Source organism: Streptomyces sp. NPDC030296 (assembly GCF_055572815.1).
This window is the reverse complement of sequence record NZ_JBVICQ010000002.1, coordinates 546,667-566,065: the sequence shown is the minus strand read 5'-3', so window position 1 is coordinate 566,065 and position 19,399 is coordinate 546,667. Positions and strand designations below refer to the sequence as shown.

12 protein-coding genes are annotated in these 19,399 nt (G+C 70.3%); 8 read left to right on the top strand and 4 right to left on the bottom strand.

What is annotated here, in order from left to right:
• Nucleotides 1–44: 44 nt before the first annotated feature.
• A complete protein-coding gene (locus ACZ4Z3_RS06470) occupies nucleotides 45–1,079 on the bottom strand; it encodes a LacI family DNA-binding transcriptional regulator (protein ID WP_468499938.1) in 1,035 nt (344 codons plus the stop codon).
• Between the two features lie 460 nt (nucleotides 1,080–1,539).
• On the opposite strand from ACZ4Z3_RS06470, the gene ACZ4Z3_RS06465 reads away from it, so the two are divergent.
• The 4 genes from ACZ4Z3_RS06465 to ACZ4Z3_RS06450 all read left to right on the top strand — a co-directional run bounded on the left by ACZ4Z3_RS06465 (nucleotide 1,540) and on the right by ACZ4Z3_RS06450 (nucleotide 6,699).
• The gene (locus tag ACZ4Z3_RS06465; RefSeq protein WP_468499937.1) at nucleotides 1,540–2,811 is read left to right on the top strand and encodes an extracellular solute-binding protein; all 1,272 of its coding nucleotides are present in this window, start codon (nucleotides 1,540–1,542) and stop codon (nucleotides 2,809–2,811) included.
• Between the two features lie 133 nt (nucleotides 2,812–2,944).
• On the top strand, nucleotides 2,945–3,949 hold the full coding sequence (locus tag ACZ4Z3_RS06460; protein WP_099963980.1) for a carbohydrate ABC transporter permease: 1,005 nt from the start codon (nucleotides 2,945–2,947) through the stop codon (nucleotides 3,947–3,949).
• A 13-nt stretch (nucleotides 3,950–3,962) separates the two neighbouring features.
• Nucleotides 3,963–4,874, top strand: coding sequence for a sugar ABC transporter permease (locus ACZ4Z3_RS06455; protein ID WP_468499936.1), 912 nt, complete (start codon nucleotides 3,963–3,965; stop codon nucleotides 4,872–4,874).
• 142 nt (nucleotides 4,875–5,016) lie between these two features.
• Nucleotides 5,017–6,699: a glycoside hydrolase family 13 protein gene (locus tag ACZ4Z3_RS06450; RefSeq protein WP_468499935.1), complete on the top strand. Its 1,683-nt coding sequence runs from the start codon at nucleotides 5,017–5,019 to the stop codon at nucleotides 6,697–6,699.
• A gap of 94 nt (nucleotides 6,700–6,793) precedes the next feature.
• Here ACZ4Z3_RS06450 and ACZ4Z3_RS06445 read toward each other — a convergent pair whose 3' ends face one another.
• Nucleotides 6,794–7,198, bottom strand: a complete 405-nt coding sequence (locus ACZ4Z3_RS06445) for a hypothetical protein (RefSeq protein WP_468499934.1) — start codon at nucleotides 7,196–7,198, stop codon at nucleotides 6,794–6,796.
• A gap of 299 nt (nucleotides 7,199–7,497) precedes the next feature.
• Between ACZ4Z3_RS06445 and ACZ4Z3_RS06440 the strand changes: the two genes are divergently transcribed.
• From ACZ4Z3_RS06440 to ACZ4Z3_RS06425, 4 genes are all read left to right on the top strand, one after another.
• A complete protein-coding gene (locus tag ACZ4Z3_RS06440) occupies nucleotides 7,498–8,880 on the top strand; it encodes an alpha-amylase (protein ID WP_468499933.1) in 1,383 nt (460 codons plus the stop codon).
• 157 nt (nucleotides 8,881–9,037) lie between these two features.
• Complete coding sequence (pulA, locus tag ACZ4Z3_RS06435; RefSeq protein ID WP_468499932.1) at nucleotides 9,038–14,464, top strand: pullulanase-type alpha-1,6-glucosidase; 5,427 nt, start codon at nucleotides 9,038–9,040, stop codon at nucleotides 14,462–14,464.
• Between the two features lie 75 nt (nucleotides 14,465–14,539).
• The gene (locus tag ACZ4Z3_RS06430) at nucleotides 14,540–16,147 is read left to right on the top strand and encodes a SpoIIE family protein phosphatase (protein WP_468500212.1); all 1,608 of its coding nucleotides are present in this window, start codon (nucleotides 14,540–14,542) and stop codon (nucleotides 16,145–16,147) included.
• 46 nt (nucleotides 16,148–16,193) lie between these two features.
• Nucleotides 16,194–16,550, top strand: coding sequence for a 5-carboxymethyl-2-hydroxymuconate Delta-isomerase (locus ACZ4Z3_RS06425; protein ID WP_468499931.1), 357 nt, complete (start codon nucleotides 16,194–16,196; stop codon nucleotides 16,548–16,550).
• 21 nt (nucleotides 16,551–16,571) lie between these two features.
• Here the strand turns inward: ACZ4Z3_RS06425 and ACZ4Z3_RS06420 are convergent, their stop codons facing one another.
• The gene (locus ACZ4Z3_RS06420; RefSeq protein WP_468499930.1) at nucleotides 16,572–17,264 is read right to left on the bottom strand and encodes a TetR/AcrR family transcriptional regulator; all 693 of its coding nucleotides are present in this window, start codon (nucleotides 17,262–17,264) and stop codon (nucleotides 16,572–16,574) included.
• 167 nt (nucleotides 17,265–17,431) lie between these two features.
• A complete protein-coding gene (locus ACZ4Z3_RS06415; RefSeq protein ID WP_468499929.1) occupies nucleotides 17,432–19,372 on the bottom strand; it encodes a hypothetical protein in 1,941 nt (646 codons plus the stop codon).
• Between the last annotated feature and the right edge of the window lie 27 nt (nucleotides 19,373–19,399).

The following is a 19,399-nucleotide window of genomic DNA, read 5'->3' as shown; positions in this document are numbered from 1 at the left end:
TCGTCTCATACGCACGTATTGTCCCCACCCCCGTTCTCTCCGCCTCAAGGACGACTGCGGTCCCCAGGCGCCGAAGCGGTCGACCCCCGCACCACCAGCTCCGGCATGAACACGAACTCGCTGTGCGGCGCCGGAGTCCCGCCGATCTCCTCCAGCAACGTGCGCACCGCCGCCTGCCCCATCGCCGGGACCGGCTTGCGGATCGTCGTCAGCGGCGGGTCGGTGAAGGCGATCAGCGGGGAGTCGTCGAAGCCGACCACCGAGACGTCCCGGGGGACCTCCAGGCCCCGCTGCCGGGCCGCCCGGATGGCGCCCAGCGCCATCATGTCGCTCGCGCACACCACCGCCGTGCAGCCCCGGTCGATGAGTGCCGTCGCCGCCGCCTGACCGCCCTCCAGGGTGTAGAGGGAGTGCTGGACCAGCTCGGTCTCGATGGCCGCGGCGTCCAGGCCCAACAGCTCCTGCATCGTGCGGACGAACCCCTCGATCTTGCGCTGCACGGGCACGAACCGCTTGGGGCCGAGGGCCAGACCGATGCGGGTGTGGCCCAGTGACGCCAGATGCGTCACCGCCAGACTCATCGCCGCGCGGTCGTCCGGCGAGATGAAAGGCGCCTGCACCTTGGGGGAGAACCCGTCGACGAGCACGAAGGGCACGCCCTGCGCGCGCAGTTGCTCATAGCGCTGCATGTCCGCGGAGGTGTCCGCGTGGAGCCCGGAGACGAAGATGATGCCGGCGACACCGCGGTCGACGAGCATCTCCGTCAACTCGTCCTCGGTGGATCCGCCGGGAGTCTGGGTGGCGAGGACCGGGGTGTAACCCTGCCGGGTCAGTGCCTGCCCGATGACCTGGGCCAGCGCCGGGAATATCGGGTTCTCCAGCTCCGGGGTTATGAGGCCCACCAGACCCGCGCTGCGCTGCCGCAGCCGTACCGGCCGCTCGTAGCCCAGTACGTCGAGGGCGGCCAGGACGGACTGGCGAGTGGTCGCGGCGACGCCCGGCTTCCCGTTCAGGACGCGGCTGACAGTCGCCTCGCTGACCCCCGCCTGGGTTGCGATGTCGGCAAGCCGTGTGGTCACAGGACCGGACTGTACCGGCCGGGCATCCGCTTGCCCACCGCCCCGGCGTCGGGTACGGGCGGGGGTGCGGCCCACTGCGGGCTGCTGCGTCATCGCGGTCCCTCGTGATTCTGGTCGGTGTCCGTGGGGGCGCCCCTGCGCGAAGAGATGGAATTCGCAAGAGCTGACGGGCTGATGATTCCCGTCCCTGCCATCGTGTGGCAAGAGCTTGCAGAGTCTTTCACGACCGCCCACACCCACCTTGATCGGCCCCGATACCGGGTTGCGGGGTAGTTGAGCGCAGGTCACGACGGAGTAACCATCACCGCTTCTTGCATTTTTTTGCAGCAAGGTCTTTCGTCCGGCTTACATCGCTGTTACGTTCGGCCACGCCCGGCGGCGGCGACGACGCGCCGGCACTCGGAGGGGGTCGGACGGGGCCTTCCTCCCAGCACACGGGCTTAACCCTCAAGGAGATCTCATGCGGCGTGGCATAGCGGCCACCGCGCTGGTGGCGTCCCTCGCCCTCGCGGCGACGGCCTGCGGCGGAAGTGACAGCGGCGACTCGGCCGGCGGTCCGGTCACCATCACCTGGTGGGACACGTCCAACGCCACCAATGAGGCACCGACGTACAAGGCCTTGGTCAAGGAGTTCGAGGCCGCCAACAAGGACATCAAGGTCAAGTACGTCAACGTGCCCTTCGACCAGGCGCAGAACAAGTTCGACACCGCCGCCGGCTCCAAGGGCGCCCCGGACATCCTGCGCTCCGAGGTCGGCTGGACGCCCGCCTTCGCCAAGAAGGGCTTCTTCCTGCCGCTGGACGGCACCGAGGCCCTCGCGGACCAGGACAAGTTCCAGCCCAACCTGATCAAGCAGGCCCAGTACGACGGCAAGACCTACGGCGTCCCGTTCGTCACCGACACCCTCGCGCTGGTCTACAACAAGGAGCTGTTCGAGAAGGCCGGCATCAAGGAGGCCCCCAAGAGCTGGGCCGACCTGAAGAAGGCCGCCGCCACCATCAAGAGCAAGACCGGCGTCGACGGCTACTGGGGCTCCACCCAGGCGTACTACGCCCAGTCCTTCCTCTACGGCGAGGGCGCCGACACCGTCGACGTCGCCGCCAAGAAGATCACGGTCAAGTCCCCCGCGGCCGTGAAGGGCTACGAGACCTGGCTGAGCCTGTTCGACGGCAAGGGCCTGCACAAGGCGGACACCACCGCCGACGCCTACGCCCACATCCAGGACGCCTTCGTCAACGGCAAGGTCGCCTCGATCGTCCAGGGCCCGTGGGAGATCACGAACTTCTACAAGGGCGCCGCGTTCAAGGACAAGGCCAACCTGGGCATCGCCACCGTCCCGGCCGGCTCCACCGGCAAGGCGGGCGCCCCGACCGGCGGCCACAACCTCTCGGTCTACGCCGGCTCCGACAAGGCGCACCAGGAGGCCTCGCTGAAGTTCGTGAAGTTCATGACCTCGGCGAAGTCCCAGGAGACCATCGCCCTGAAGAACTCCACGCTGCCCACGCGTGACGACGCCTACACGACCGAGGTCAAGGCCGACCCGGGCATCGCCGGCTACCAGACGGTCCTCGCCGCCGCCCAGCCGCGTCCCGAGCTGCCCGAGTACAGCTCGCTGTGGGGCCCGCTCGAGACCGAGCTGCTCGCCATCGCCGGTGGCAAGAAGTCCCTGGACAAGGGGCTGAGCAGCGCGGAGACCTCGATCGCCAAGCTGGTCCCGGACTACAGCAAGTGACCCCGTGTGGCCGCCGCGTCCGACCGACCTGTGGGGGGACGGACGCGGCGGCCACCGGCCCGCGCACCAGCCGGAACCGGCCCGCGTACCAGCCAGCCCGATCTTCCAGTGATCTTCCAGAAGGTGTCGAACGATGACAGTCGCCATCGACCGAGCGACCGGCAAGCGCCGCGGTGAGCCGGGCGGGCGCCCGGGTCCGCTGTCGCGTCTGAAGCACTCCTACCAGCGCCACTGGTACGCCTACGCGATGATCGCCCCGGTGGTCGTCGTGCTCGGTGTCCTCGTGGTGTATCCGCTGGTCCGCGGCTTCTACCTCACGCTCACCAACGCCAACAGCCTCAACTCGGCGCGCACCATCGGCGTCAACCACATCGAGGCGACCTACGAGTTCATCGGCTTCGACAACTACGCCGACATCCTGTGGGGCCCCACCGCCTACGACCGCTTCTGGTCGCACTTCATCTGGACGATCGTCTGGACGGCGCTCTGCGTCACCCTGCACTACGTCATCGGCCTCGGCCTCGCGCTGCTGCTCAACCAGAAGCTGCGCGGCCGCACCTTCTACCGGCTGATCCTGGTCCTGCCCTGGGCGGTGCCCACCTTCGTCACCGTGTTCGGGTGGCGGTTCATGCTCGCCGACGGCGGCATCATCAACGCCGGCCTCGAAGCACTGCACCTGCCGGCCCCGCTGTGGCTGGAGGACACCTTCTGGCAGCGGTTCGCCGCGATCATGGTGAACACCTGGTGCGGTGTGCCGTTCATGATGGTCTCGCTGCTCGGCGGCCTCCAGTCCATCGACGCCTCCCTGTACGAGGCCGCCGAGATGGACGGCGCGAGCGCCTGGCAGCGCTTCCGCTACGTCACCCTGCCGGGTCTGCGCTCGGTCAGCTCCACCGTCGTCCTGCTCGGGGTGATCTGGACCTTCAACCAGTTCGCCGTCATCTTCCTGCTGTTCGGCGACACCGCGCCCGAGGCGCAGATCCTCGTGACCTGGGCGTACTACCTCGGCTTCGGTCAGCAGCCGCGTGACTTCGCACAGTCGGCCGCCTACGGCATCCTGCTGCTGGCCATCCTGATCGTCTTCACCTCCGTCTACCGCCGCTGGCTGAACCGCGATGAGCAGCAGCTCGCGATCTGAGGCAGGAGCCCCCATGAGCACCACGACCGTCAAGACCACGGCTGCGGCGGACCCCTCGCCGGCGCCGAACGCCACCCCGCGCGCGACGCGCGGGCGCGGTGAGCGCGGCCTCGCCGGCTCCCTCACCTCGCACGCCGTCCTCATCGTGGCGAGCCTGGTCGCGCTCTTCCCGATCGCCTGGCTGGTCTTCCTCTCCCTCGGCCCGGACAAGGACGACTATCTGCACCCCGGTCGCATCCCGGGCAAGATGACGTTCGACAACTACGCGTTCGTGCTGCAGAAGACGGCGTTCTTCGACTGGCTGGTCAGCACCCTCGTCGTGTCGCTCGGCACGACGATCATCGGTGTGCTGATCTCCGCGACCACCGGCTACGCGGTCTCCCGCATGCGGTTCCCGGGTTACCGCAAGTTCATGTGGGTGCTCCTGGTGACCCAGATGTTCCCGGTTGCCGTACTGATGGTGCCGATGTACGAGATCCTGTCGGAACTCCAGCTCATCGACAGCTACCTTGGTCTCGTCCTCGTCTACTGCTCGACGGCCGTGCCGTACTGCGCCTGGCTGCTGAAGGGGTACTTCGACACGATCCCGTTCGAGATCGACGAGGCCGGACGCGTCGACGGGCTGACCCCCTTCGGCACGTTCGCGCGGCTCATCCTGCCGCTCGCCAAGCCCGGGCTGGCGGTGGCCGCGTTCTACAGCTTCATCACCGCGTTCGGGGAGGTCGCCTTTGCCTCGACGTTCATGCTGTCGGACACGAAGTACACCTTCGCGGTCGGCCTGCAGAGCTTCGTCAGTGAGCACGACGCCCAGCAGAACCTCATGTTCGCCACGGCGGTCCTCGTCGCGATCCCCGTCTCCGCGTTCTTCTACCTCGTGCAGAAGAACCTGGTCACGGGTCTGACCGCCGGTGGCACCAAGGGCTGAGCCCGCCACCTTGAAGACTCCCGTACGCCTTGCCGTACGGGCGGCGGCCGCGGTGCCCATCCGACCCCGCTGTCACCGCGGCCGCCTCGTCGACCGATCCGAGACTCCGATGCCCCGCACTCCCTTACGTACCAAGGACGTCATGAGCCAGCACTCCGCCATCGACCCGGCCGACAACTCCGCGCTCGCCACGGTCGCCTCCCGCCGCGACTGGTGGCGGGACGCGGTGATCTACCAGGTCTACCCGCGCAGCTTCGCCGACAGCAACGGCGACGGCATGGGTGACCTGGAGGGCGTACGCTCCCGCCTGCCCTATCTGCGCGATCTCGGTGTGGACGCCGTCTGGCTGTCCCCCTTCTACGCCTCCCCGCAGGCCGACGCCGGGTACGACGTCGCCGACTACCGCGCCGTCGACCCCATGTTCGGCAATCTGCTGGACGCCGACGCCCTCATCCGCGACGCCCACGACCTGGGCCTGCGGGTCATCGTGGACCTCGTCCCCAACCACTCCTCCGACCACCACGAATGGTTCAGGCGCGCGGTCGCGGAGGGTCCCGGCTCGCCGCTGCGCGACCGCTACCACTTCCGCCCCGGCAAGGGCGAGAACGGCGAGCTCCCGCCGAACGACTGGGAGTCGATCTTCGGCGGTCCGGCCTGGACGCGGGTGACGGAGCCCGACGGCACGCCGGGGGAGTGGTACCTGCACCTCTTCGCGCCCGAGCAGCCCGACTTCAACTGGGAGCACCCGGCCGTCGGCGACGAGTTCCGCTCCATCCTGCGCTTCTGGCTCGACATGGGCGTCGACGGCTTCCGCATCGACGTGGCGCACGGCCTGGTGAAGGCCGAGGGCCTTCCCGACCTTGGATCCCACGAGCAGCTCAAGCTGCTGGGCAACGATGTCATGCCGTTCTTCGACCAGGACGGCGTGCACGCCATCTACCGCGAGTGGCGTCTGGTGCTCGACGAGTACGCGGGCGAGCGCATCTTCGTCGCCGAGGCGTGGACCCCGACCGTCGAGCGCACGGCGAACTACGTCCGCCCGGACGAGCTGCACCAGGCCTTCAACTTCCAGTACCTCGGCACCTACTGGGACGCGGCCGAGCTGAAGGTCGTCATCGACCGCACCCTCGACGCGATGCGCCCGGTGGGCGCCCCCGCCACCTGGGTGCTGTCCAACCACGACGTGACCCGCCACGCCACCCGCTTCGCCAACGAGCCCGGCCTCGGCACGCAGATCCGTCTCGCCGGCGACCGCGAGCTGGGTCTGCGCCGCGCCCGGGCGGCGACGCTGCTGATGCTGGCGCTGCCCGGCTCGGCCTACGTCTACCAGGGCGAGGAGCTGGGCCTCCCGGACGTCGTCGACCTGCCCGACGAGGTGCGCCAGGACCCCGCCTACTTCCGGGGCGCCGGACAGGACGGCTTCCGTGACGGCTGTCGGGTGCCGATCCCGTGGACCCGCACCGGGTCCTCGTACGGCTTCGGCGCGGGAGGCTCCTGGCTGCCGCAGCCCGCCGAGTGGGGCGACCTGAGCGTCGAGGCGCAGACGGGCGTCGCGGGCTCCACCCTGGAGCTGTACCGCACCGCGCTCGCCGTCCGGCGTGAGCAGCCCGCCCTCGGCGCGGGCGACTCCGTCGAGTGGCTGAAGGCCCCCGAGGGCGTCCTCGCCTTCCGCCGGGGCGACTTCGTGTGCGTCGCCAACACCACGGGCGAGTCGGTCACGATCCCCGCGTACGGCCGGGTCCTGGTCGCCAGCGGTGAGCCGACCGTCGCCGGGGACGAGGCGAAGCTGCCGGCGGACACCACCGTGTGGTGGACGACCGCCTGACCGGCACGACCACCGAGGTCCGCACGCGCGACCACTGAGGCCCGCCACCCCGGAAGGGGCGGCGGGCCTCAGTCGTCGTCCGCGGGCCCGGCCGTCATGCCGTGACCCGGCCGCCGTCCCCCTTCGCGGCGGCGATCACCGCGGAGACGGTGGCCGTCGCGGCGAGGCTCCCCAGCATGACCAGGCCCACGCCGATGCCGTAGAGGCCGCTCGCGTCGTCCGACCAGTCGTAGAACGAGGCGACGGTAAGCCCGGCCGTGGTCCCGGCCACCGCGCCCACGAAGTAGCGGTGCGAGGCCGCCCAGTACACGGCCGCGAGCAGGGTCAGCACCAGCCCGATCACCTGCCACGCCTCGTACGGTCCGGTCGTCGAACCGTCGGGGTGCACATCCCGCCGCTGGTCCCAGCCCAGCCAGGCGGCCCACATCACCGATGACGCCACGGCCAGCACGAGAACCGTCAACAGCTGGGCGGCGGGGTTGCTCTGTCGTCGAGTCATGCCGCCAGCGTCCCGGCCGCGCGGCACCGCCCGACAGAGCGCACATACTCAGTTCTCCCCGAGTATCCGCGCCGAGGGGTCGCGCCATTCCCCAACCTCCGTACCCGTGAAGACATTTCGGAGGCGTGAAGAACGTGTGTCGGGAGGGTTGACCGTTCCACGAACTGGCTCGTACCTTCTGGGCGGTTGAAAGTTTTCAGCCATCTTGCAGCAAGAATCAGCAACGGATCTTGCGCGCACCCGCCTCCGAACTTCCCCTTCGGAGCCCCCAGGATCCCTTCAACGGAGAAGGACCCCACATGGCCAGCAGAACCCTCTCCGGCGTGCTCGCCCTCGCGGCGGGCGCGTCCCTCGCGCTGACCGTCCCCACGGGCGGCGCGTACGCCTCCCTGCCCGGTACGAAGGACGTGACCGCCGTCCTCTTCGAGTGGAAGTTCGCCTCGGTGGCGAAGGAGTGCACCACCACCCTCGGCCCGAACGGCTACGGGTACGTCCAGGTCTCGCCGCCCGCCGAGCACATACAGGGCTCGCAGTGGTGGACGTCGTACCAGCCGGTGAGCTACCGCATCGCCGGCCGGCTCGGTGACGCCACCGCGTTCAAGCACATGGTCGACACGTGTCATGCCGCCGGTGTGAAGGTCGTCGTCGACACGGTCGTCAACCACATGGCGGCGGGCGGCGGCACCGGCACCGGCGGCTCGTCGTACACGAAGTACACCTACCCCGGTCTGTACTCGTCGTTCGACTTCGACAACTGCACCGCGCAGATCACCGACTACCAGGACCGCGGCAACGTCCAGAACTGCGAGCTGGTGGGCCTCGCCGACCTGGACACCGGCGAGGACTACGTCCGCTCGGCCATCGCCGGGTACATGAACACCCTGCTCGGGTACGGCGTCGACGGCTTCCGCATCGACGCGGCCAAGCACATCCCGGCCGCGGACCTCGCCACCATCAAGTCACGGCTGACCAACCCGTCGGTCTACTGGAAGCAGGAGGCCATCTACGGCGCCGGTGAGGCCGTCCAGCCGACCGAGTACACCGGCAACGGCGACGTCCAGGAGTTCCGCTACGCGTTCGACCTCAAGCGGGTCTTCAACAACGAGAACCTCGCCTACCTCAAGAACTACGGCGAGGGCTGGGGCTATATGAACAGCTCCGTCGCCGGTGTCTTCGTCGACAACCACGACACCGAGCGCAACGGCTCCACGCTCAGCTACAAGGACAACGCCACCTACACCCTCGCCAACGTCTTCATGCTGGCGTACCCGTACGGGGCCCCGGACATCAACTCCGGCTACGAATTCTCCTCCACGGACGCCGGGCCGCCCAACGGCGGCACGGTCAACGCCTGCTGGCAGGACGGCTGGAAGTGCCAGCACGCCTGGCCGGAGATCCTGCGCATGGTGCCCTTCCGGAACGCGACGCGCGGCCAGTCCGTCACCAACTGGTGGGACAACGGGGGCGACGCGATCGCCTTCGGGCGCGGCAGCAAGGGCTTCGTGGCCATCAACCACGAGTCGGGCAGCCTGACCCGGACGTTCCAGACCTCGCTCCCGGCCGGCACGTACTGCAACGTCCAGAACAACACGACGGTGTCCGTGAACGGCTCCGGCCAGTTCACCGCCACCCTCGGCTCGAACACCGCACTGGCGATCTACGCCGGAAAGTCCGGCTGTTGACCTTCTCGCGCCGAACTGAAAGCACTTACCGGTGCTTTCAAGCCTCTTGCTGAAAACCTTTCGGCGGCGATACGGTCGCGCGGGGTCGGACCCACAAGAGGGTGTTGTGCGGGACTTTCACAACGCCCCCAGAGCCGTCATCGCTAGGAGTCCCTCTGTGATACCGAGATGGCCGACGCCGTCGAGGCGCCGTACCGCCCGTGCCGAACGGGCCGCCGTGGTCAGCGCGGTCACCGCGACCGCGCTGACCGCAGCGCTCGTCCAGCCGCTCGCGGCGGGGGCCGCGACACCGCCCCCGCCGCCGTCCGACGCGAAGCTGGCCGCCGAGCCCGCCCGCCACGACCTGACCCGCGAGCAGTTCTACTTCGTCCTGCCGGATCGTTTCGCCAATGGGGACAAGACGAACGACAAGGGCGGACTGACCGGCTCGCGCCTCGCCACCGGGTACGACCCCACCGACAAGGGCTTCTACCAGGGCGGCGACCTCAAGGGCCTCACCCAGCGGCTCGACTACATCAAGGGCCTCGGCACCACCGCCATCTGGCTGGCCCCGATCTTCAAGAACCAGCCCGTCCAGGGCACCGGCGAGAACGCCTCCGCCGGCTACCACGGCTACTGGATCACCGACTTCACCAAGGTCGACCCGCACTTCGGCACCAACAAGGACCTGGAGACCCTCATCTCCAAGGCCCACGCCAAGGGCATGAAGGTCTTCTTCGACGTCATCACCAACCACACGGCGGACGTCGTCGACTACAAGGAGAAGTCGTACGGCTACCTCTCCAAGGGCGCCTTCCCCTACCTGACCAAGGACGGGAAGCCCTTCGACGACGCCGACTACGCGGACGGCGCCAAGGCGTTCCCGAAGGTCGACCGGGACTCCTTCCCCCGGACGCCCGTCGTGCCGTCGTCGAAGAGGAACCTCAAGGTCCCGGCCTGGCTCAACGACCCGACCATGTACCACAACCGGGGCGACTCCACCTGGGCCGGCGAGTCCGCCACCTACGGCGACTTCGTCGGGCTCGACGACCTGTGGACCGAGCGTCCCGAGGTCGTCGAGGGCATGGAGAAGATCTACGAGAAGTGGGTCAGGGACTTCCGTATCGACGGCTTCCGCATCGACACCGTGAAGCACGTCAACACCGAGTTCTGGACCCAGTGGGCGACCGCGCTCGACGCGTACGCGGCGAGGAAGGGCCGCGACGACTTCTTCATGTTCGGCGAGGTCTACTCCGCCGACACCTCCGTGACCTCCCCGTACGTCACCCGGGGCCGCCTCGACTCCACGCTCGACTTCCCCTTCCAGGACGCGGCCCGCGCGTACGCCTCCCAGGGCGGCAGCGCCGAGAAGCTCGCCGCCGTGTTCGGTGACGACTACAAGTACACGACCGACAAGGCCAACGCGTACGAGCAGGTCACCTTCCTCGGCAACCACGACATGGGCCGCATCGGGACCTTCCTCAAGCAGGACGACCCGAAGGCCGACGACGCCGAACTGCTCGCCAAGGACCGGCTCGCCAACGAGCTGATGTTCCTCAGCCGCGGCAACCCGGTCGTCTACTACGGTGACGAGCAGGGCTTCACCGGCGCCGGCGGCGACAAGGACGCCCGCCAGACCCTCTTCGCCTCCAAGGTCGCCGACTACCTGGACGACGATCAGCTGGGCACCGACCGCACCCACGCCACGGACGCCTACGACACGAAGGCGCCGCTCTACCGGCGGATCAGCGCGCTCGCCAAGCTCCGCAAGGCCCACCCGGCCCTCGCCGACGGCATCCAGACCGAGCGCCACGCCGACGACGGCGCGGGCGTCTACGCCTTCTCCCGCACCGACGCCCGCACCGGCGTCGAGTACGTCGTCGCCTTCAACAACGCGGACGACGCCAGGTCGGCGACCTTCGCGACCGGTTCGGCGGGCATGACCTTCAAGGGCATCTACGGGACGAAGGACCAGGTCAAGAGCGACGCCGACCGCAAGGTCACCGTCACCGTCCCGGCCCGCTCCTCCGTCGTCCTCAAGGCCGCCCGCAAGCTCGGCAAGCCCGCCGCCAAGCCGTCCCTCACCCTCAAGGCACCGGCCGCCGGAGCCACCGGCACCGTCGAGATCGCCGCCGATGTCGACGGCGGTCAGCTCAACCGCGTGGTCTTCGCCGCCCAGACCGGCCACGGCAAGTGGAAGACCCTCGGCTCCGCCGACCACGCCCCCTACAAGGTCACCCACACCCTCGGCAAGGACGTCCCGGCCGGAACCGCCCTGCGGTACAAGGCCGTCGTGACCGACTCGGCCGGCCGCACCGCGAGCGCCACGGCGACCTCCACCACCGGCACCCCGCCCGCCCCCGAGATCCCCACCGCCTCCTCCCGCGACTACGCGATCGTCCACTACAAGCGCGCCGACGGCGACTACACCGACTGGCGGCTGTACGCCTGGGGCGACATCGCCGACGGCGAGGGCACGACCTGGCCGGAGGGGCACGACTTCGTCGGACGGGACGCCTACGGCGCCTTCGCCTACGTCAAGCTGAAGCCCGGCGCCTCCCGCGTCGGCTACCTCGTCATCGACAAGGACGGCACCAAGGACGTCTCCGCCGACCGTTCCATCGACGTCACCAGGACCGGTGAGATCTGGGTGGAGCAGGGCAAGGAGGCCGTCCGCACGGAGAAGCCCGCCGGCGAGTACCCGGAGCAGGACAAGTCCAAGGCCGTCCTGCACTACCACCGCGCCGACGGCAAGTACGACGGCTGGGGCCTGCACGTCTGGGCCGGGGCCGCCAACCCCACCGACTGGTCCAAGCCGCTGGAGCCGGTGCGGACCGACGCGTACGGCGCCGTCTTCGAGGTGCCTCTCGCGGAGGGCGCCACCAGCCTCAGCTACATCCTCCACAAGGGCGACGAGAAGGACCTCCCCGCCGACCAGTCCCTCGACCTCAAGGCCAACGGCCACGAGGTGTGGCTGCTCAGCGGCCAGGAGAAGTACCTGCTCCCGCAGCCCGCCGGGTCCGCCGCCGCGCTCGACCTGACGACCTCCAAGGCGGTCTGGATCGACCGGACCACCCTCGCCTGGAACGGCGACGAGGCCGCCGCCTCCACCCAACTGCTGTACTCCGGCACCGGCTCGATCAAGGTGAAGGACGGCGCGCTCACCAGCACCGACGAGCGCTGGCTCCGCCTCACCAAGTCGTCCCTCAGCGACGCCCAGAAGGCCAAGTTCCCGCACCTGAAGGCGTACACCGCCTGGACCGTCGACCCCCGTGACCGCGACCGGGTCCGCGAGGCCCTGCGCGGCCAGCTCGTCGCCTCCCAGCGGGCCGCCAACGGAGCCGTTCTCGCCGCGACCGGCGTCCAGATCGCCGGGGTGCTCGACGACCTCTACGACGGATCCGACGCCGACCTCGGCCCGACGTTCCGCGACGGCCGCCCCACCCTCGCCGTCTGGGCGCCCACCGCACAGCAGGTCTCCCTCGACCTCGACGGCACGAAGGTGGCCATGAAGCGGAACGGCGCCACCGGCGTCTGGTCCGTCACCGGCCCGAAGTCCTGGAAGGGCAGGCCCTACCGGTACACCGTCAAGGTGTGGGCGCCCGGCGTAGGCAAGGTCGTCACCAACAAGGTCACCGACCCGTACTCCGTCGCCCTCACCACCGACTCCGAGCGCAGCCTCGTCGTCGACCTCACCGACCGTTCCCTCGCCCCGCGCGGCTGGACCTCGTACGACAAGCCCAAGGCCGTGCCGCTGAAGGACGCGCGGATCCAGGAGTTGCACATCCGCGACTTCTCGATCGCCGACAAGACGGTCCCGGCCGAGAACAAGGGCACCTACCTCGCCTTCACCGACAAGGACAGCGACGGCTCGAAGCACCTGCGGCGGCTGGCGAAGGCCGGCACCTCGTACGTGCACCTGCTGCCCGCCTTCGACATCGCCACCGTCCCCGAGAGGAAGGCCGACCAGACGGCCCCCGACTGCGACCTCGGCTCCTACGCCGCCGACTCCGAGCAGCAGCAGGAGTGCGTGGCGAAGGCCGCCGCGAAGGACGCCTTCAACTGGGGCTACGACCCGTACCACTACACGGTCCCCGAGGGCTCGTACGCGACCGACCCGGACGGGACGCGGCGCACGGTCGAGTTCCGCACGATGGTGAAGTCGCTCAACGACGACGGGCTGCGGGTCGTGATGGACGTGGTCTACAACCACACCACCGCGAGCGGCCAGGCGAAGACCAGCGTCCTCGACAAGGTCGTCCCCGGCTACTACCAGCGGCTCCTCGCCGACGGCTCCGTCGCGACCAGCACCTGCTGCGCCAACACGGCACCCGAGAACACGATGATGGGCAAGCTCGTCGTCGACTCGATCGTCACCTGGGCCAAGGAGTACAAGGTCGACGGCTTCCGCTTCGACCTCATGGGCCACCACCCCAAGGCCAACATCCTCGCCGTCCGCAAGGCCCTCGACGCGCTGACCCCCGCCAAGGACGGAGTCGACGGCAAGAAGATCATCCTGTACGGGGAGGGCTGGAACTTCGGCGAGGTCGCCGACGACGCCCGCTTCACCCAGGCCACGCAGAAGAACATGGCCGGCACCGGTATCGCGACCTTCTCCGACCGCGCCCGTGACGCCGTCCGCGGCGGCGGCCCCTTCGACGAGGACCCCGGAGTCCAGGGCTTCGCCTCCGGCCTCTACACCGAACCCAACTCCTCCGCGGGCAACGGCACCCCGGCCGAGCAGAAGTCCCGGCTGCTGCACTACCAGGACCTCGTCAAGGTCGGCCTGAGCGGCAACCTCGCCGACTACCGGTTCACCGACACCAACGGCAAGGAGGTCAAGGGCTCCGAGGTCGACTACAACGGCAGCGCCGCCGGCTACGCGGACGCCCCGGGCGACGCCCTCGCCTACGTCGACGCCCACGACAACGAGTCACTGTTCGACGCGCTCGCCTTCAAACTGCCGAAGTCGACGAGCGCCGCCGACCGCTCGCGCATGCAGGTCCTCGCCATGGCCACGGCCGCCCTCTCGCAGGGCCCGGCCCTCTCCCAGGCGGGCACCGACCTGCTGCGCTCCAAGTCCCTCGACCGCAACTCCTACGACAGCGGCGACTGGTTCAACGCGATCCACTGGGACTGCCGCGCCGGCAACGGCTTCGGCCGCGGCCTGCCCCCGGCCACCGACAACAAGGCCAAGTGGTCCTACGCCAAGCCCCTGCTGACCTCGGTCGCCGTCGGCTGCGACCAGATCGAGGGCGCCTCGGCGGCCTACCGGGACCTGCTGCGGATCCGCTCCACGGAGGGCGACTTCTCCCTCGACACCACCCGACAGGTCCAGTCGAAGCTCTCCTTCCCGCTGTCGGGCAAGGACGAGACCCCCGGCGTGATCACCATGGAGCTCGGTGACCTCGTCGTCGTCTTCAACGCCACCCCCGAGAAGGCGAAGCAGACGGTGACGGACCTCGCCGGAACGGCCTACGCACTGCACCCGGTGCAGGCGGGGGGCGCGGACTCTACCGTCAAGTCCGCGTCGTACGCGGCGGAATCCGGCACGTTCGCCGTTCCGGGGCGGACCGTGGCGGTATTCGCACGCTCGAACCGGTAGGACGCTAGCTTGGGTGGTGCAGGCGAAAGGGCCTGTACCACCCGAGCCTCAGGGACGAGCAACCGTATGAGTCTCATGGCCGACGAGGGACGCACCACCGTTCTGGTGGTGGACGACGCGGCCGCCAGCCGTTACGCCATGGGCGCCGTGCTCCGCAGAGCCGGACACAGCGTCGTCCCCGTCGCCAGCGCCGGCGAGGCCCTCGCCGAACTCGACGAACGCCTCCGCTCGGGCGCCCTGCCCGACCTGGCCCTCGTCGACGTCGGCCTCCCCGACATGAGCGGCTTCGAACTCTGCCGCCGGCTCAAGGCACAGCCCCCGACGGCGGCCCTCCCCGTCGTCCACTTCTCCGCCGCCGCCATCGCACCGGGCGACCGCTGCCGGGGCCTCGACGCCGGCGGCGAGGCGTATCTGACGGTGCCCGCCGAACCCGAGGAGATCCAGGCCGTCGTCCGCGCCGCCGTACGCGGCGCCCGTATGCGCAACGGCGCCGAGGCCCTCGTCCGCCGGCTCACCCTGCTCTCCGAGACCATCGTGGACGTCCAGGCCGCCCGCTCCCTCGGGGAACTCGCGGCGGCCGCCGCCGAGGGCGCCGCCCGGCTCACCCGGTCACCGGCCGCCGTGTTCGTGCTCGGCGAGGACGGCGAGCTCTACAGCGGCACCTCCCGTGCCCGCGCCCGCACCACCCTCCCCGACGCCGGCGCCCACGACGCCGTGGGCCGGCTCATCCGGCGCCTCACCGCCGCCGACCCCCGGGCGCACGACACCGTCGTCCCCGCTCCCCTGTGGCCCGCCGGTTTCTTCCGGCCCGGCGTCTGCGAGGACGCCCGCCTGGTGCTGGCCCGCACCGAGGGCGGAACCCCCGTGTGCGTCGCCCTGCCCCTGAGCGGCACCCACGCCACGCCCACCGACACCATCGGCCTCGTCTCCCGGCTCGCCCAGGCGACCGCGCTGGCCGCGCAGCCGCTGCTCATGTACCAGGTCGAACGGCATGTCGCCCTCACCCTCCAGCACAGCTTCCTGCCCAAGCAGGTGCCCGAGTTCCCCGGCCTGGAAGTCGTCGTCCGCTATGTGCCCGCGTCCCGCCAGACCGAGATCGGCGGCGACTTCTACGCCGCCGTCTCCACCCGCGGCGGAGTCCTCACCGCCGTCGGCGACGTCGTCGGGCACTCCCTGGAGGCGGCCACCGTGATGGTCGAGATCCGGCACGCCCTGCGGGCCTTCGCCGTGGAGGAGGCCGACCCCGGAGTGCTGGCCGCCCGGCTCGACCAGATGCTCCAGCACTACCACCCCGACGTCACCGCCACCGTCTGCCTCACCCTCGTCGACCCCCGCAGCGGACGCGTCCGCGTCGCCAACGCCGGCCACATCCCGCCGCTGGTCGTCCACGAGGCCGGCAACGCCGAGTACGTGAAGGCGTCCGGGCCGCTCCTCGGGCTCGGCCTCGACCGGCCCGAGCCCACGGAGACGACGCTCTGGCCCACGGACCGGCTCCTCATGGTCACCGACGGACTCATCGAGACCCGCGGCATCGACCTGTCGGTGTCCATGGAGCATCTGCGGACCGCCGCGGCGGACGCCCCGCTCGGCACGGTCGCCCTGTGCGACACCCTGCTGCACTGCTTCGGGCGGGACCGGGATGACGACATCGCGATGCTGGCGCTCCGCCTCCGGCTAGGGTGAGCTGATTTTCCACACCCGCTGGAACACCTTGCCGAGGAGCGCATCGATGCCGCAGATCACCGTGGACTACTCCGCCGTACTCTCCGATGGTTTCGACCGGCCCGCGTTCGCGAAGGCCCTGCACGAGGAGGTCGTACGGACCGCCGTGGCCAAGCCGGAGGCCTGCAAGACCCAGTTCCGGCGGACCGAGGACACCACGGTCGGACCCGACACCGAGGGGCACGGTGTCGTGCACGTCACGCTGGGCCTGCTCGTCGGCCGCACCGACGAGACGAAGGCGACACTGACGGAGAACGTGCTGGGCCTGCTCCGCGAGCACGTGAAGGTGGCGGAGGGCCTGGCCTTCCACGCGTCGGCGGAGGTACGCGACCTCGACCCCTCCTACGCCAAGTACGAGGTCTAGCCGAGCCGGGCCCGGCGCCCGCTACGGCTGCGCCAGGGTCACCAGGCGCCCCATCAGATCGCCGAACGGGCCGTCCTCCGGCTCGTCGGCGATCACCTGGCGCAAAATCGCCGCCATGTCCTCGTCCGACGCCGCGCTCACCGCCATGAGCGCGGCGAAGTCGTGCACGAGCTGGGTCTCCAGCTCCCGCCGGGGGATCTCGCGGCCGTCCAGCCAGATGAGAGCGGTGGACTCGGCCAGGGAGATCCAGGAACGGATGAGCAGTTCGAGGCGCGCGGGCGGGTCCTCGATGTCGAGGTGCGACAGGATCTGGACATAGGCGGCCTGGCGCACGCCGTCGACGAGGGCGTTCGTCCGGGAGGAGCCGAAGGACGGGCCGCCGCGCATCAGGGCGGAGAAACCGGGGCCGTGCTCGTCGACGAAGTCGAAGAAGCGGCGCATCACCCGCAGCAGGCGACCCCCGAGCGGGCCCTCGCGGGGCTCCACGAAACGGTCCGCGAGATCCTCCGAGGCCCGCTTCAACGCGGCCTCGTACAGGCTGAGTTTGCCGGGGAAGTAGTGATAGACGAGCGGCCGGGAGATACCGGCCGCCGTCGCTATCTCGTCGATGGAGACCTCTTCGGGCGAGCGCCGGCTGAAGAGGTCGAGAGCGACGCCGATCAACTGCTGCCGCCGCTCCTCCACACCCATCCTGCGGCGCACACCGGTTCTCATGCGAACACCTTACCGATTCATTCCGGCCTTCGAGCGGCTGGATCAGGGGGCATCCGCGGGTTCGAGAGGGTTCGGAGGGCTCGGAGGGCTCGGAGGGTTCGGAGGGATCAGGTCGACGGGCAGACAAGGTGGACCGGTGGATGAGTTCACCTCCCGCGTGGCCCCGTTCACTGGGCGGCCGGCTGAAGACCGCTGATCGTCCGCCCGTTGGCCAGCGTGCCCTTCAGCTCGGTCCGGGCGCCGTCCTCCGCCGGTACGGCGAGTACGTTCCCCGGTGCCGAACCGCTCACCCCGCCGGTGACCTCCACGGAGACGGTGTCCTTCGCACCGGCGGCGAGGAGGTACGACTCGCCCGCCGCGGACTTCCAGGGGGCGGCGGCCAGGACATGCGGGTCGGCCGGGCCGCAGGCGGGGACCTCGTCGACGGCCGCGGTGACGAAGGCGCCGCCAGGGGTGTTGAACTGGGCCAGCACCCGGGTGCCCGCGCCCCGCCAGGTCTCGGCACGGGTGCAGACCCAGTCGGCGGTGCCGCTGCCGTCGGGCAACGGCTGCCGGGCGAACTGCCAGGCGTTCACGGCCCGTACGCCCTGCGACCGTACGGCGGCCAGCGAGCAGGCGAAGGGCGCCCACGCCTCCGGGGCCCGCGTGGCCTCCCGGGCCGGTGCCGACGAGGGGCGTCCCACGGTGAGGTGGGCGGGGACCACCTCCGACAGGTCGGTCAGCAGCCGGGTCCGCCCCGACTCCTCGGTCAGTTGCAGCACGTCCCAGGACGCGCACCTGCCGGTCCGCACCGCCGGGCTGGCGAACGGCCCCGTCACCCCGTCCTTCGACAGTGCGAGCGGCGCCACCTCCTCCGAGGGCCGCGCCAGATCCCGTACGGCCGCCTTCCGCACCCAAGGGGCCGTCAGATAGCGGACGTTGCCGTCGGCCCGGCCCAGGAGCAGCGCGCCGGCCCCGCCGCCGGTCGCCCCGTCGACACGGGAGAGGTCGAGGGCGGCCACCTCGGGGTTGTCGAGGGGCTCGGCGTAGCGGGCGACGCGCAGGCCGTCGTACAGGAGCACCACCCGCAGGTTGTCGACCTTCCCCGCGTACAGCAGCTGCGGCGGACCGGGCGGTGGTCCCGCCTGGGTGCCGGGGGTCACCGACGTCTGTACGGACTCGCCGGGGCGGGCCCAGACGGCGAGGGCACGCCGCAGCAGGTCCTTGTCGCCGGTGAGGTCACCGCGCGCCGGCCAGGTGGAGAAGTCCGTGCGGCCCGTCGCCTCCCAGGCGGTGGCCGCCGCCTTCGTCAACCGGCCCGGATCGAGGGCGGCCTGGGCGGCGGGGTTGCGGGCGTACGGAGGAGCCGCCGCGTCGTCCGGCCCCCACGCGTCGCCCGGCGGACCGAGCAGCGCCCCGCACACCAGCACCGCGCCGGTCGCGGCCAGCGCGGCCCGCACATGGTGGCGGCGCCGCACGAGATCGGTCGGCCGGGCGTGCAGCGAGCAGGGGTCGAACTCGGGAGAGGTCAGCAGGGCGTACTGCTCGGCCGGTACGGAGCCGGCCTCCGCCAGCGCGGCCGCCGGGTCCTCCACACCCGCCTGCTCCAGCAGGGTCCGGACCGTGGGGTCGGGGAGCCGCTCCAGCCCGCGCAGGACGTACGCGGCACGGGCCGCCGCCGAGAGGGCTGACAGCCGCTGGTCCAGGGCGAGTTCATCGGCGCCGCCCGGCCGGGGGAACAGCCGCAGCCCCCACACCCGGGGCAGCAACGGCGGCAGCTGCGACCGCTTGGGCCAGGAGGCGCCGCGGAACGGGGGCAGCCCCGCCTCCAGCGCGGAGCGGACGACCTGGAGGCGGACGTAGGCGTACGCCGGATCGCGGTCCCGCCCCGTCGCCTGCGCCGGGATCGACGAGGTCGAGCGGCGGCCCCTCGGCAGGGCCCGCTGCGTCAACGAGTGTGCCGTCAGCACCCGCCGGTTCCGGCCCAGTGCCGGGGGCAGCGTGAGGTAGGCGAGCCGTACCAGACGCGGGTAGTGCTCGACGACGGCGGCCTCCGCCTGGTCGACATCCACCACCGCCTCTCGGTCGTGGGAACGTGCGGGGCGCGGGGCGACATCCTGTGACTGCACGTTCAGCAGAACGAGCGAATGATGAGA

Excerpts from the sequence above, each read along its gene's own strand:
- ACZ4Z3_RS06465 (WP_468499937.1), top strand. The coding sequence starts at position 1,540 with ATGCGGCGTGGCATAGCGGCCACCGCGCTGGTGGCGTCCCTCGCCCTC.
- ACZ4Z3_RS06460 (WP_099963980.1), top strand. The coding sequence starts at position 2,945 with ATGACAGTCGCCATCGACCGAGCGACCGGCAAGCGCCGCGGTGAGCCG.
- ACZ4Z3_RS06455 (WP_468499936.1), top strand. The coding sequence starts at position 3,963 with ATGAGCACCACGACCGTCAAGACCACGGCTGCGGCGGACCCCTCGCCG.
- ACZ4Z3_RS06450 (WP_468499935.1), top strand. The coding sequence starts at position 5,017 with ATGAGCCAGCACTCCGCCATCGACCCGGCCGACAACTCCGCGCTCGCC.
- ACZ4Z3_RS06445 (WP_468499934.1), bottom strand. The coding sequence starts at position 7,198 with ATGACTCGACGACAGAGCAACCCCGCCGCCCAGCTGTTGACGGTTCTC.
- ACZ4Z3_RS06440 (WP_468499933.1), top strand. The coding sequence starts at position 7,498 with ATGGCCAGCAGAACCCTCTCCGGCGTGCTCGCCCTCGCGGCGGGCGCG.
- ACZ4Z3_RS06430 (WP_468500212.1), top strand. The coding sequence starts at position 14,540 with ATGGCCGACGAGGGACGCACCACCGTTCTGGTGGTGGACGACGCGGCC.
- ACZ4Z3_RS06425 (WP_468499931.1), top strand. The coding sequence starts at position 16,194 with ATGCCGCAGATCACCGTGGACTACTCCGCCGTACTCTCCGATGGTTTC.
- ACZ4Z3_RS06420 (WP_468499930.1), bottom strand. The coding sequence starts at position 17,264 with ATGAGAACCGGTGTGCGCCGCAGGATGGGTGTGGAGGAGCGGCGGCAG.